This window comes from Klebsiella sp. C360, assembly GCF_048822415.1.
In the GTDB taxonomy this organism is placed as follows: domain Bacteria; phylum Pseudomonadota; class Gammaproteobacteria; order Enterobacterales; family Enterobacteriaceae; genus Klebsiella; species Klebsiella quasipneumoniae.
In genome coordinates this window covers 808,592-821,648 of the sequence record NZ_JBMEZZ010000001.1, presented here as the reverse complement: position 1 = coordinate 821,648, position 13,057 = coordinate 808,592, and the positions used below count along the sequence as shown (strand labels likewise).

Here is a 13,057-nt window from a genome sequence, read left to right as displayed (position 1 = left end):
CATTTCCCCGAAAAACATCAGTGTGAAAGATAGTTTTTAAACGCGTCAGTTTGCGGATGCGTGAAGCAGGAGGCATCCCCTTGCTCGACGATATGGCCATTTTCCATATACACCACCCGGCTGGCCGTCTTGCGCGCCACTTCAACTTCATGGGTGACGATAACCTGGGTGATGCCGGTTTCAGCCAGCTCGCGGATGATGCTAACGATCTGGGCGGTGATTTCCGGGTCGAGCGCCGCGGTAGGCTCATCGAACAACAGAACCTGCGGCTCCATCATCAGCGCGCGGGCGATCGCCACACGCTGCTGCTGACCGCCGGATAAATGCAGCGGGTAACGATCGCTGTAGGGCTTCAGACGCAGGCGCTCCAGCAGCTTCTCAGCGCGAGCCAGCGCCTGATCCTTGCTTAACCCCAGTACGCGACAGGGGGCCTCGATCAGGTTCTGCTGTACCGTCAGGTGCGGCCACAGGTTGTACTGCTGAAAGACCATGCCGACGTTCTGCCGCAGTTCGCGAATCGCTTTATCGGACGGCGCTCTGGTGAAGTCGAAATTGTTACCGGCGATGGTTAATGAACCGGAACGCGGCATCTCCAGCAGGTTGAGTACGCGCAGCAGCGAGCTCTTCCCGGCACCGCTGGGGCCGAGCAGCACCAGCGTTTCCCCCTGCGGGCAATCCAGCGTGATGTCGAACAGCGCCTGGTGCGCGCCGTAGAAGCAATTAATGCCGTTTAGTTTAATACTCATCTGGGCAGTCTGATACGAATAGCTATTGAGGCCGCAAATACTACCTTTGGCAGAATAGTTATGCAATATTTATGCGTTAAAAGTTAAATCTAAACCACGTTTAGCTTTAAAGTTAGCACAAAATATTGCCTGGTGGGTGAGGGGGGAGTAAATGTCGGCATTCTCGGGGCGAATACCGACATTTTACCGGGGTTATCGTTTCAGCGACGTTGCTTCAACTCCGGAACTAACGTTTCTCCAGACTCTGTCGCAACGTCCCGGCCGGCGCGTGGCTGTTGTTGCCGAGATAGCGAACGTCATCGACGGCCCAGCACTGGCCTTCCTGGATCATCAGCACTTCGTCTTTCCAGCTCTGGGTTCCCTGCTTCAGCTCCACGCGCAGCGGAATGTTGCGCGCATCGCGATTAGGGATGGTTGAGGCGCTGGCGACGACGGCGCTGTCCGCCGGGGTGCTGCTGCTGGAGAACAGGTTAGCCTGCAGCAGTTTGCTGTTGGCCGGATCCTGACGGGCGTCATTGAGTAACTTCGCCAGGCCGTCGCTGAGATAGGGGCGCAGCGCCGCCGGATCCTGCGTACGGTTCTGGAGCTGGGTGTCGTAGAATTTTTGCGCTACGTCGTCAGGGCCGCCTTCGACACAGGGGCCGCTGCGGGTGCCATTATCTTTATAGGCCGGGGTGACGGTCGTACAGGCGCTGAGCGCCAGCGCGCAAGGGAGAAGTGCTGCAAGAAGTTTGTAGCGCATGATGATTTCCTTATAAGCGAACTACGTTTTCAGTTTCCGTTAAAGCATAGCGTATAGCGTACGGATTGTACTTGACGCAAAGAGCTAAGACCTTGATGTGACTACGGCCTTAGGGCAGGACATCGACAGGGGAGATCGCTGTATGATATTAAGGCAGGAAAATCTGGGGGCCGTTTAAAAATAAACAGACTTTTTGGGCAAACAAGAAACATTACCCGGGCAATATGATAATGTTTCTTGAAATATAAGATTAATTACTTCTTCTTATAGATGTTAGCGGAGATGTGCAGTTTTTTATCGGTATTACCGGAAGAGAGCACGATAACGTCTGCGCCTTTCTCATCGGCCTTTTTAATCAGTTCTTCACGGGCATCGCTGGGTGCAGTCTGACCGGTAGAAGAAATGGTACCGATTTTAGTATATTGCGTATGGACCTTATCGAAGGCTTCTTTCGTTAAAATTTCTGCAGAGAAGGCGTTCGCCGTTAAAAACAATGCTGCACCTGCCACTAAAGCTGCATATTTCATATTTTTAGACTCCATTGTTTATCTTGCTATCATCATGCTCTTGTTTTATCTCACCAATGAGCGGTTTCAGATTGTACTAACACCGTTTTTTTTTCAAGTGGAATACTGCAATTTTATGACGGTTAGTTAACTCTTTTTTAAAGAAAAGATGACGTATTTCGCATTGATAATGCTTGCTTTTTTTTGCCGGATACACATAGGGAGAGGACCAGACCCTTTTCATCTGACGTTAGCAGAAAATCAGCTTAAGGCGCCGGGGCAGAAAGGGGGGCAGCGTTGACAGACATTCCCGGAAACATGGTTTATCATAAAGCAAAGCAGGGTCTGCGCCCATGGTCATGCAGGTCACCAGGGAGATAAGATGTTAACAAATAAGCAAGAGGGCGTCCGCCAGCTGCGAACCGAGCTGTGGGCCACCAGAGATAATGTCCAGCGCCATGCGCTATCCATGAGTATGCCCTGGCTGGCCTTTGTCAATATCGCTTTTGCGTTAATGGTTTTCTTCCGCAATTTTATCTTTACTCATTTTGATAAGAAGCTGTTAACGCACCAGGCGGTTATTCCTTATGTCGAAGTCGCGCTGATCGCGGTTATTATTATTTCGGTAATTTTAGCCATTATTGCCGTCACGCCGCGCCTGGCGCAGGGGCGCTATACGTTGAGCATTATCACCGGCCTGCAGCTGGCACTCAGCCTGTGCTGGTCCCTGAGTAATTACTGTTTCATCTTTTTCTGGACACTGCCCTTCGCCTGGCCGCTGCTGGTGATATTAATGACCACCGGCCTCGCCGCGCTGTATCACCATTGGCCCGGCATTATCGCTTTTTTGCTTCCGCTATGGGGAACCGCCTTGCTGGCGGGACTACAGATCCACCCTCACACTGAGGTCCGCTTTTTGATCCTGTGGGGCATTTTTACGGCGATTTTACTCTATGGCAGGCGTATTCTTAAGCGCTGGTATGATGAGGCCTGGAATACGCATCAGGAAAATATGCGGCTTATTCAGCGGCTGGAAAGTATTGCCAACCAGGATGCATTAACCGGGACCGCGAATCGCCGGGCGCTGAATGCCTATCTGGCGGAGATTTGGCAGCAAAAAACGCCGTTGGCGCTGATGATGATCGACGTCGATTACTTTAAGCGTTACAACGACCACTATGGCCATCAGGCTGGCGACGATTGCTTATCGACTGTCGCCCAGGTGCTTAAAATGGCGGTACGGGCCGAGGGCGATCTGGTCGCCCGCTACGGCGGCGAAGAGTTTGTCATCGCCCTGCCGGGGGTTTCCTTAGCGCGAGCCACCTCCATTGCCGAGCGCATTCAGCAGAAAATTAGCGAGGCGGCGATCCCCCATGAGGCTTCGGCGGTGGCCTCGGTGGTGACCGTCAGTATGGGGGTCGTCGCCTCCGACGGCACGGTTCCGATGGAGACGCTGATCGCCCGGGCGGACAGCGCGCTGTACCAGGCGAAAAATAAAGGACGAAATCGATGGTCTTATTAACCCGGAGACGCTGCCGGGCAAGGATGAAAGAATGACACGGATTGCGCTGATCGCGCTGCTGGCGTTACTGCTAAGCGGCTGTGCCGGCGAAAAAGGGATTATCGATCGCGATGGATACCAGCTGGACACCCGCCATCCGGCGCAGGCGGCCTATCCGCGAATAAAAGTGCTGGTGATCCACTATACGGCAGACAACTTTGATACTTCTCTGGCGACCCTGACCGATAAAGAGGTCAGCTCCCACTATTTAATTCCTGAACAGCCGCCGCGCCACCATAATAAACCGCGGATCTGGCAGCTGGTGCCGGAAGAGGATCTGGCCTGGCACGCCGGTGTAAGCTACTGGCGCGGCAGCACGCGCATCAACGATACTTCCATCGGTATTGAACTGGAAAACCGCGGCTGGCAGAAGACCGCGGGAGGTAAAAGCTTTACCCCCTTTCACCCGGAACAGATCGCGGCCCTGATCCCGCTGGCGCGCGATATTATCACCCGCTACCACATCGCGCCGCAGAACGTGGTGGCCCATGCCGATATCGCCCCGCAGCGCAAAGACGATCCGGGGCCGTTGTTCCCCTGGCAACAGCTGGCGCAGCAGGGGATTGGCGCCTGGCCGGACGAGCAGCGGGTGGCTTTTTATCTGAACGGGCGGCCGCCCAGTGAGCCAGTGGACCCTGAGGAGGTGCTGGATTTGCTGGCGCGCTACGGCTATCAGGTCACGCCGGAGATGACTCCCGCGCAGAAGAAACGGGTAATTATCGCCTTCCAGATGCACTTCCGCCCCCAGCGCTGGGATGGCGTAGCGGATGCGCAAACCGAAGCGATAGCCGAGGCGCTGTTAGAGAAATATGGCCAGGGTTAGCGGTGAAGTTTACCGTGGTCGCGTAACCAGGCGGCGGTACGCACAATCCCGTCGTCCAGCGTCACCACCGGCTGATAGCCCAGCTCATCCTGCGCGCGCGTGATATCGAGCGTAAAATCAAAATTAAGTTTAGAGACGCCGTAGTGGGTAAAGGCCGGCTCTTTGGCCGTTTTATCGCCAAAACGCTCCATGCTGCGGGCGATAATATCCAGCATCGGGTAGGGAACTGAACGGATCCGGCATTTGATGCCCAGCTCATCGATCAGTTTCTGCACGATGCTGCGCAGAGTGCGCGGTTCGCCATTGCTGATATTCCACGCGCGGGCGGAGGGAAGATGATCGCAGGCAGGCTGGCTCGCCAGCCACATCGCGTGGACGGCATTTTCATAATAGGTCATATCGACCAGCGCGCTGCCGCCCCGCGGCAACAGGACGCTGCCGTAGTGCTGCATCATTTGCGCCAGCCGGGGAATAAAGACTTTATCGTGCGGCCCGAACAGGCTCTGCGGGCGCAAAATGGTAAAACGGGTGTGCGGGTTGGCCTGCGCCAGCAGGTTGATCACCTCTTCGCTGGCCGCCTTGCTGCGGGCAAACTCATTGGCGAAGCGGTGCGGGCGGAAATTTTCCTGAATATCGCGATGGTGGTGATAATCAAAATAGAGCGAGGGCGAAGAGATATGGACGAAATTGCGTACGCCCCATGCTACCGACCATTCGCCGAGGCGGCGGGTGGCGCGGACGTTAGCGAGATCGAAAGCCTGTTGCGTGCCCCAGGGCGAGGTGAAACTTGAGCAGTGCCACAGGGTATCGATACCGGCGAGCATCACTTTAGCCTGCGAAGAGACCAGCTCGGTTAAATCTGCCGGGATGAATTCCGCCCCCATTTTGCTCAGAAGCTTACCCATCGCTTCGTTGCGCCCGGTCGCTCGCACGCTGATGCCCTTGTTGCGCAGATATTCCACTGCGTTGCGGCCTAATCCGCTGGTCGCACCGGTAACCAGTACCTTCATATTACTCTACTGTCCCAGAAAAGAATTTCGTGCGCATTTTTCCGTGATTCTCCCGACTATGCAATGAGAATCATGAAAGAATAATGCTTATCCTTCGACTCTGCCTGAGATTTGTTCGGCCAACCGGGCGATGCGTTGCGCCATACCGCGGAAAATAAACAGGTGCGCCGGGATCATCAGCAGCCAGTAGACCAGGCCCGGCATACCGTGCGGGTGCCACCAGGCGCGGACGTCCAGTTCACGACGATCGCCTTTATCGTTAATGCTAAAGCTTAACCGGCCCAGTCCCGGCGCTTTCATGCCGAACAGCAGAGTGAGCTGTTTTTCTTCCTCCACGATAATCACCTTCCAGCTGTCGACCGTATCGCCGGTCTGCAGATAGTCGCGCTGCGGTCGCCCTTTGGCCAGCCGGTGGCCGACCAGCAGATCCATCGCGCCGCGGATTTTCCACAGCAGATTGCCGAAAAAATATCCCTCTTTACCGCCGATTTGGTTAACGACCTGCCACAGGGCTTTGCGGCTCGCCTGAGTGGTGATGGTGCAGCCTGCCTGTTTCGGATAATAGCCATACTCCGGTCGCCAGCGGGCGAAAGCCTGGGCGTCGTAGCCCCAGTCGCTGGAGTTTACCAGCTGCTCTTCTTCTTTCAGGGTGCGGCGAACCGCCTGATCGAAGGGGATCAGCGTTTGCGGGATCAGCGCCCGCAGCGTCCGGTCATCGGCGATCAGATCGTGCTTCAACCCCTGAATTAGCGCTTTGGCGATGGTCGGCGGCACCGAGGTGATGACATTGAGGAACCACACCGAGATCCAGCGCGTTGGCAGGGGAATCGGAATGAGCGGGCGGTGTTTGCCGCTGACGGCCATAAAGCGAATGAACTGCTGCTGATAGCTTAACACCTCCGGACCGGCGGCTTCGAAGACGCGGTGCGCGTCGGAAGGGTGATTCAGTAGCTCAACGAGGTCAACGAGCAGGTTTTCCAGCGCGACAGGGGTGGTACGCGAACGCACCCAGCGCGGGGGGGTCAGCACCGGCAGGTTATAGACCATGTCGCGCATCACCTCGAAGGCGGCGGAGCCGGCGCCGACGATAATTCCGGCCCGCAGCTCGGTTACCGGCACGCCCGACTCGCGCAGGAGATCGCCGGTGACCTGACGAGCGCGCAGATGGTCGGACTGCTCCTGCGCTGGAGCCTGCAGCGAGCTGAGAAAGATAATCTGACGCACCGGCGTCTGGCGCAGGGCATCGCGAACATGCGTCGCCACCCGACGCTCATGGGCGATAAAATCGCCGCCTTCGCCCATGCCGTGTACCAGATAGTAAAGGGTATCGATACCTGTGAGCAGCGCAGGCAGAGCCTGCGGCTGATTGAGATCGACTGAGCGGCAGGTGACGCCGGGCAAAGCGAGTTTTTGCAGTCGGTCGGTATGGCGCGCCGCCGCCAGCACCGGATAACCCCGGGCGCTTAATTCGCGGACTAAATGCTGACCAATATAGCCGCTGGCGCCGAGCACCAAAACCGATTGCGACACGCCTGACTCCTTAGCGTTGTAAAAAAGCCTGCCAGTGGGCGACCACTTCGCTCAACTGCTGACGATTGACATCCAGGTGAGTGACCAGACGGACGATGGGCGAGGCGTTGATCAGCACGCCGCGCGCCTGCATAAACTCGCCGAGCGCCCGGGCCTGTTCATCACCGACGCGAACGAACAGCATGTTGGTATCGTGACGGGTGACGTCGGCGCCGATGGCGCGCAGCTGATCCGCCATCCACGCGGCGTTATCATGATCCTCCTGCAGGCGCTGCACGTTATTTTTCAGCGCGTACAGCCCGGCGGCGGCCAGAATGCCCGCCTGGCGCATCCCGCCGCCGACCATTTTCCGCCAGCGAACGGCGCGGCGAATATACGCCTCACTGCCGACCAGCAACGAGCCAACCGGGGCGCCAAGCCCCTTTGACAGGCAGATGGTGAAGGAGTCGCAGTACTGGGCGATATCGCGCAGCTCACAGCCGTAGGCGACCACGGCGTTAAAGATGCGCGCGCCGTCGACGTGCAGCGCCAGATCGCGCTGGCGGGTAAACGCCCAGGCTTCCTGGAGATAGTCGCGCGGCAGCACCTTACCGTTATGGGTGTTTTCCAGGCTCAGCAGGCGGGTCGGGGCAAAATGGATATCGTCAGGTTTGATTTTCGCTGCGACTTTATCCAGCGGCAGCGAGCCGTCCGCCGCGGCGTCAATCGGCTGCGGCTGAATACTGCCGAGAACCGCCGCCCCGCCGGCTTCGTACAGATAGTTATGCGCCCCCTGGCCGACGATATACTCTTCGCCGCGCTGGCAGTGGCTGAGCAGGCCGACGAGGTTGGCCTGGGTGCCGGTGGGCAGAAACAGCGCCGCCTCTTTGCCGGCCAGGTCGGCGGCGTAGCGCTGAAGTTCATTGACGGTAGGGTCGTCGCCATACACATCGTCCCCGACCGGGGCGGCCATCATGGCTTCCAACATGGCGCGCCCGGGACGGGTAACGGTATCACTGCGCAGATCGATCACGGCTTTTCCTTGTTCTGGTTCAGAGTATTGCTTCTGTTTTACCTGAGCCAGTTGGTTTTCGCCAGTTCGATGACTTCATCGCCGCGCCCGCTGATGATCGCCCGCAGCATATACAGGCTAAAGCCTTTCGCCTGCTCCAGCTTGATCTGCGGCGGGATCGCCAGCTCCTCTTTGGCGACCACGACGTCGACCAGCACCGGACCGTCGGTGCGGAAGGCGGTCTGCAGCGCTTCATCCACCTCGGCGGCTTTCTCAACGCGAATACCTTTAATACCGCAGGCTTCGGCGATGCGGGCGAAGTTGGTGTCGTGCAGCTCTGTGCCGTCGGTGAGATAGCCCCCGGCCTTCATCTCCATCGCCACGAAACCCAGCACGCTGTTGTTAAAGATGATAATTTTCACCGGCAGCTTCATCTGCGCCAGCGACAGAAAATCCCCCATCAGCATGCTAAACCCGCCGTCGCCGCACATGGCCACCACCTGACGCTCCGGCGCGGTGGCCTTGGCGCCAATGGCCTGCGGCATGGCGTTGGCCATGGAGCCGTGGTTGAATGAACCCAGCAGGCGGCGTTTGCCGTTCATCTTGAGATAGCGTGCCGCCCAGACGGTCGGGGTGCCGACATCGCAGGTAAAAATGGCGTCTTCATCGGCAAAATGGCTGATCTGCTGCGCCAGATATTGCGGGTGGATCGCCTTCTCGCTGGGCTTCGCCAGATCGTCGAGTCCTTTTCGCGCGTCGCGATAGTGCTCCAGCGCCTTATCGAGGAAGCGGCGATCGGTTTTCTCTTCCAGCAGCGGCAGCAGCGCCTTTAACGTTGATTTGATGTCGCCCACCAGCGCCATATCAACCTTACTGTGCGCGCCGATGCTGCCGGGGTTAATGTCGATCTGAATAATTTTGGCGTCGGTCGGATAGAAGGCGCGATAGGGGAACTGGGTGCCGAGCAGGATCAGGGTGTCGGCATTCATCATGGTGTGGAAGCCAGAAGAGAAGCCAATCAGCCCGGTCATGCCCACATCATACGGGTTGTCATACTCCACATGCTCTTTACCGCGCAGCGCATGGACGATGGGGGCTTTAATTTTCGCTGCGAACTCCACCAGCTCCTGGTGGGCGCCGGCGCAGCCGCTACCGCACATGAGCGCGATATTGCTGGAGTAGCGGATAAGCTGCGCCAGCTTGCGCAGCTCCTCGTCGGCCGGGGAGACCGTCGGCAACGGCGCATGATACCAGTGGCTGCTGGCGCTCTCCGGGGCGGCTTTCAGCGCCACGTCGCCGGGCAGAACCACCACCGATACGCCGCGGTTAATCACCGCCTTACGCATCGCCACCGCCAGCACCTGGGGGATCTGCTCCGGGGTGGAGACCAGCTCGCAGTAGTGGCTGCATTCGCGGAACAGCTCCTGGGGATGGGTCTCCTGGAAATAGCCGCTGCCAATCTCGCTGGAAGGGATGTGGGCGGCAATGGCCAGCACCGGGACATGGTTGCGGTGACAGTCAAACAGACCGTTGATCAGGTGCAGGTTACCCGGTCCGCAGGAACCGGCGCAGACCGCCAGTTCGCCGGTCAGTTGCGCCTCCGCGCCGGCGGCGAAAGCAGCGACCTCTTCGTGCCGGGTGGCCATCCAGTCGATGGTGCCCATGCGGTTCAGGCTATCGCTCAATCCATTGAGGGAATCGCCGGTGACGCCCCAGATACGTTTCACGCCGGCCTGTTCCAGCGTTTTGGCAATGTATGCGGCCACGGTTTGTTTCATGATCTCCATCTCCTTTTTTTGATAACGCCTTCAAGCTTAGATGAAACTGCAGCGTACGTTGCCGATTTCCCTCAATTTTTCGCTGGTTTTATTGCTGAAGTATTGGGCATACTCTGGGGTCTCACAGGGTGTAAAACAGGAAGCACATCAAATGGTTAAGGGATTGTTAAACACAGTAAACAGAACGTTGTCGCATGAAGATGCCGGTAAACTCTTGTTACGACTCGCCGTCGGCGGGTTAATGCTGTTTCACGGTTTGCACAAGCTGCTGGATGGCGTGGACGGCATTAGCGGGATGCTGGTGGCGAAGGGGTTGCCGGGGTTTATCGCCTACGGTGTGCTGGTGGGGGAAGTGGTTGCCCCCTGTTTGTTGATTGTCGGCATCCTGACGCGCCCAGCGGCGCTGGTGTTGGCTTTCACCATGGTAGTGGCGTGGCTGATGGTCGGTCTCGGCAAGACGTTTGCGCTTGATGCGGTGGGCGCGTGGGCGATTGAGAATCTGGTCTATTTCTTTGTTGGCGCGCTGGCGATAGCGCTTTTGGGCGCCGGGCGTTACTCGCTGGCCGGTCAGTCGGTCTGGCGATAGCCATGCGCCGAAAGGCGGAACAACTGCGTACGACGTAAAGCAGATACAGAGGCCGGATAAGCATAGCGTCATCCGGCCTTTTAAGGTCAGGCCAGAACCAGATCGCCCAGCGGGTGACAGGAGCAGGCCAGCACATAGCCGTCGGCGATTTCGCCGTCGGTCAGCGTCATGGTGCTGGTGACGCTATACTCCCCGGAAACGACTCTGGTTTTGCAGCAGCCGCAGACGCCGGCGCGGCAGGCGACGGTCACCGGCACCTGATTGCTCTCCAGCGCATCGAGCAGGGTGGTGCCCACCGGCGCGTAAAATTCTCGCGCCGGCTGCAGTTTGGTGAATTTCAGCCCGCTGGTGGCGGCCTCCGCCACCGGGGTGAAGAACTTCTCCTTAAAGAAGCGGGTAACACCCAGGGCGGCAACGTCCTGTTCAACTTTCTCCATATACGGCGCTGGCCCGCAGGTCATCACGGTGCGGCTGGCGATATCCGGTACGCTCTGCAGTAGTTCCGGGGTCAGACGGCCGGCGACAAAACCGTGCGTCGCGTGGTGCTCCGCCACCAGGGTAACCGGATAGTTGCGCAACTCTTCGGCAAAGATCACATCCTCCGGCGAACGAACGCTATAGATCACCTGCACGTCGGCCTGCGGACGGTACTTCGCCAGCCAGCGGCGCATCGACATGATCGGCGTGACGCCGCAGCCAGCGGCCAGCAGCAGGAACTTATCATCCGCTTTATCCTCGCAGGTGAAATCCCCCATCGCGTCGGACAGCCAGATATAGTCGCCGCGCTTTACGTCGCGGGTGAGCCACTGTGAGCCCGCGCCATCGTCAATACGGCGAATGGTCAACGTAATATATTCGCTGACGCCCGGCGTGGACGAAATAGTGTAAGCGCGCAGGGTCTCTGCCGAATGACGCACGCTGACCAGGGCGTACTGCCCGGCACGGTACGGATAATAGTCATGGCAGAGCAATGAAACGGTCCACACATCCGGCGTTTCCTGATGGATGTGATGCACCTGCATTCGCCACGGGCATTGTGAGGTTGGCATGGTCATCAGGGACTCCTTACGCGCTCAGCAGCTGCTGCATATCTTGTTCCACGGTGGTCACGGAACGCAGGCCAAACTTCTCATTGAGGATAGCCAGCAGATCCGGAGTGAAGAAGCCAGGCGCCGTCGGGCCGGTGACAATGTTTTTCACGCCGAGAGACAGCAGCGTCAGCAGGATGACGATCGCTTTCTGCTCGAACCAGGAAAGCACCAGCGACAGCGGCAGATCGTTGACGCCGCAGCCCAGTTTTTCCGCCAGGGTCACCGCCAGAATAATCGCCGAGTAGGCATCGTTGCACTGACCGGCATCCACCAGACGCGGCAGGCCTTCAATATCGCCGAAATCGAGTTTATTGAAGCGGTATTTACCGCAGGCCAGGGTCAGGATCAGGCAGTCGTCCGGTACGCTGGTGGCAAAATCGGTGAAATAGTTACGTTCCCCGCGGGCGCCATCGCAGCCGCCGACGAGGAAAATGTGACGCAGTTTTTCCCGGCTGACCAGATCGATCAGTGTGTCCGCCGCGCCGAGCAGGGTCTGACGGCCAAAGCCGACGGTGATCAGATGCGGGATTTCGCTGTACGGGAAGCCAGCCATCTGCTGCGCCTGGGCGATAACCGGCGCGAAGTCTTCACCTTCCAGGTGGTTCACGCCCGGCCAGCCGACGATGCTGCGGGTCCAGATACGATCGTCGTAGGCGCCGACGGTGGGATCGATGATGCAGTTAGAGGTCATGACGATGGGGCCCGGGAAGCGGGCGAACTCCACCTGCTGGTTCTGCCAGCCGCTGCCGTAGTTCCCAATCAGGTGTTTGAATTTACGCAGCTCCGGATAGCCGTGCGCCGGCAGCATTTCCCCGTGGGTATAGACGTTAACGCCGGTGCCTTCGGTCTGCTCCAGCAGGTTATAGAGATCTTTCAGGTCATGGCCGGAGATCAGGATGCACTTGCCCTCGGTCGCTTTAACGTTGACCTGGGTTGGAGTCGGATGACCGTATTTGCTGGTCTCACCGGCGTCCAGAATGCTCATGACTTTGAAGTTCATCTGGCCGATCTCCATTGAGCACTCCAGCAGCGCGTTCATATCGGCAGGCCAGGTACCCAGCCATGCCATGATTTTATGGTACTGGGCGTAGATGTCGTTGTCGTACTGGCCGAGAACGTGCGCATGCTCCATATAAGCCGCAGCGCCTTTCAGGCCGTACAGGCACAGCAGGCGCAGGCCGAGAATGTTGTCGCCGATGGCCGCTTTGTCTTTGTTTGGGGTAAATTCCGCCGCCTGACGCTGCAGGTCGCCCAGATCGTCGCTAGCCAGTTGCAGAGCGGCCATCGGATTGTTAACCGTCGCGTGGGTATCAATGTTCAGGCACTGCGCTTTAAGCGCTTCACGCATGGCGATAGCCTGGCGCGCATAGCCAACGATACGCGGGGAGTCGAAGTTAACGTTAGTCAGCGTAGAGAAAAAAGCGCGCGGCGCAAAGCTATCGACGTCGTGGTCGATAATGCCATATTCGCGGGCCTTGAGCGCCCAGGCGGAGAGGCCTTGCAGTGACGCAATCAGCAGATCCTGTAGATCGGAGGTTTCCGCTGTTTTACCGCACATCCCCTGCGCGTATGAGCAGCCGTTGCCGGCCGGGGTACGAATGGTTTGTTCACATTGCACACAAAACATGGTCACACCTTTAAAGTTATATTTGATATACATGTTTAAGGTTATGCCCGTGCGCGTGAGGAGAAA

Annotated in this window: 12 protein-coding genes; 3 read left to right on the top strand and 9 right to left on the bottom strand. The window is 57.9% G+C overall.

The annotated features are described in order from the left end of the window. Positions 1–17: 17 nt before the first annotated feature. From artP to yahO, 3 genes are all read right to left on the bottom strand, one after another. Positions 18–746 (bottom strand): arginine ABC transporter ATP-binding protein ArtP, encoded by a 729-nt coding sequence (gene artP, locus ACOI7D_RS04145; RefSeq protein WP_109546503.1) that lies wholly within the window; start codon positions 744–746, stop codon positions 18–20. A 226-nt stretch (positions 747–972) separates the two neighbouring features. Beyond that, on the bottom strand, positions 973–1,488 hold the full coding sequence (locus tag ACOI7D_RS04140) for a lipoprotein (protein ID WP_023288991.1): 516 nt from the start codon (positions 1,486–1,488) through the stop codon (positions 973–975). Between the two features lie 254 nt (positions 1,489–1,742). After that, complete coding sequence (gene yahO, locus ACOI7D_RS04135) at positions 1,743–2,015, bottom strand: DUF1471 family periplasmic protein YahO (RefSeq protein WP_023288992.1); 273 nt, start codon at positions 2,013–2,015, stop codon at positions 1,743–1,745. 361 nt (positions 2,016–2,376) lie between these two features. On the opposite strand from yahO, the gene ACOI7D_RS04130 reads away from it, so the two are divergent. After that, a complete protein-coding gene (locus tag ACOI7D_RS04130) occupies positions 2,377–3,516 on the top strand; it encodes a GGDEF domain-containing protein (protein ID WP_023288993.1) in 1,140 nt (379 codons plus the stop codon). A 31-nt stretch (positions 3,517–3,547) separates the two neighbouring features. Further along, complete coding sequence (locus ACOI7D_RS04125) at positions 3,548–4,378, top strand: N-acetylmuramoyl-L-alanine amidase (RefSeq protein WP_064158123.1); 831 nt, start codon at positions 3,548–3,550, stop codon at positions 4,376–4,378. Here the strand turns inward: ACOI7D_RS04125 and ACOI7D_RS04120 are convergent. The 4 genes from ACOI7D_RS04120 to poxB form a co-directional block, all read right to left on the bottom strand. After that, entirely contained in the window at positions 4,375–5,388 is a 1,014-nt protein-coding gene (locus ACOI7D_RS04120; RefSeq protein ID WP_109546502.1) for an NAD-dependent epimerase/dehydratase family protein, read from the bottom strand. The two genes, ACOI7D_RS04125 and ACOI7D_RS04120, sit on opposite strands and share 4 nt — an antisense overlap. 87 nt (positions 5,389–5,475) lie before the next feature. After that, positions 5,476–6,918, bottom strand: a complete 1,443-nt coding sequence (locus ACOI7D_RS04115) for an SDR family oxidoreductase (RefSeq protein ID WP_109546501.1) — start codon at positions 6,916–6,918, stop codon at positions 5,476–5,478. 10 nt (positions 6,919–6,928) lie between these two features. Next, complete coding sequence (ltaE, locus tag ACOI7D_RS04110) at positions 6,929–7,930, bottom strand: low-specificity L-threonine aldolase (RefSeq protein WP_023288996.1); 1,002 nt, start codon at positions 7,928–7,930, stop codon at positions 6,929–6,931. Positions 7,931–7,968: 38 nt separating this feature from the next. Beyond that, the gene (gene poxB, locus ACOI7D_RS04105) at positions 7,969–9,687 is read right to left on the bottom strand and encodes a ubiquinone-dependent pyruvate dehydrogenase (protein ID WP_023288997.1); all 1,719 of its coding nucleotides are present in this window, start codon (positions 9,685–9,687) and stop codon (positions 7,969–7,971) included. A gap of 151 nt (positions 9,688–9,838) precedes the next feature. Between poxB and ACOI7D_RS04100 the strand changes: the two genes are divergently transcribed. After that, positions 9,839–10,273, top strand: a complete 435-nt coding sequence (locus ACOI7D_RS04100) for a DoxX family protein (RefSeq protein ID WP_032455253.1) — start codon at positions 9,839–9,841, stop codon at positions 10,271–10,273. 86 nt (positions 10,274–10,359) lie between these two features. On the opposite strand, the gene hcr is transcribed toward ACOI7D_RS04100, so the two are convergent. Beyond that, on the bottom strand, positions 10,360–11,328 hold the full coding sequence (gene hcr / locus ACOI7D_RS04095; protein ID WP_109546500.1) for an NADH oxidoreductase: 969 nt from the start codon (positions 11,326–11,328) through the stop codon (positions 10,360–10,362). 10 nt (positions 11,329–11,338) lie between these two features. Further along, positions 11,339–12,991: a hydroxylamine reductase gene (gene hcp, locus ACOI7D_RS04090; protein WP_087827877.1), complete on the bottom strand. Its 1,653-nt coding sequence runs from the start codon at positions 12,989–12,991 to the stop codon at positions 11,339–11,341. Between the last annotated feature and the right edge of the window lie 66 nt (positions 12,992–13,057).

Excerpts from the sequence above, each read along its gene's own strand:
- artP (WP_109546503.1), bottom strand. The coding sequence starts at position 746 with ATGAGTATTAAACTAAACGGCATTAATTGCTTCTACGGCGCGCACCAG.
- ACOI7D_RS04140 (WP_023288991.1), bottom strand. The coding sequence starts at position 1,488 with ATGCGCTACAAACTTCTTGCAGCACTTCTCCCTTGCGCGCTGGCGCTC.
- yahO (WP_023288992.1), bottom strand. The coding sequence starts at position 2,015 with ATGAAATATGCAGCTTTAGTGGCAGGTGCAGCATTGTTTTTAACGGCG.
- ACOI7D_RS04130 (WP_023288993.1), top strand. The coding sequence starts at position 2,377 with ATGTTAACAAATAAGCAAGAGGGCGTCCGCCAGCTGCGAACCGAGCTG.
- ACOI7D_RS04125 (WP_064158123.1), top strand. The coding sequence starts at position 3,548 with ATGACACGGATTGCGCTGATCGCGCTGCTGGCGTTACTGCTAAGCGGC.
- ACOI7D_RS04120 (WP_109546502.1), bottom strand. The coding sequence starts at position 5,388 with ATGAAGGTACTGGTTACCGGTGCGACCAGCGGATTAGGCCGCAACGCA.
- poxB (WP_023288997.1), bottom strand. The coding sequence starts at position 9,687 with ATGAAACAAACCGTGGCCGCATACATTGCCAAAACGCTGGAACAGGCC.
- ACOI7D_RS04100 (WP_032455253.1), top strand. The coding sequence starts at position 9,839 with ATGGTTAAGGGATTGTTAAACACAGTAAACAGAACGTTGTCGCATGAA.
- hcr (WP_109546500.1), bottom strand. The coding sequence starts at position 11,328 with ATGACCATGCCAACCTCACAATGCCCGTGGCGAATGCAGGTGCATCAC.
- hcp (WP_087827877.1), bottom strand. The coding sequence starts at position 12,991 with ATGTTTTGTGTGCAATGTGAACAAACCATTCGTACCCCGGCCGGCAAC.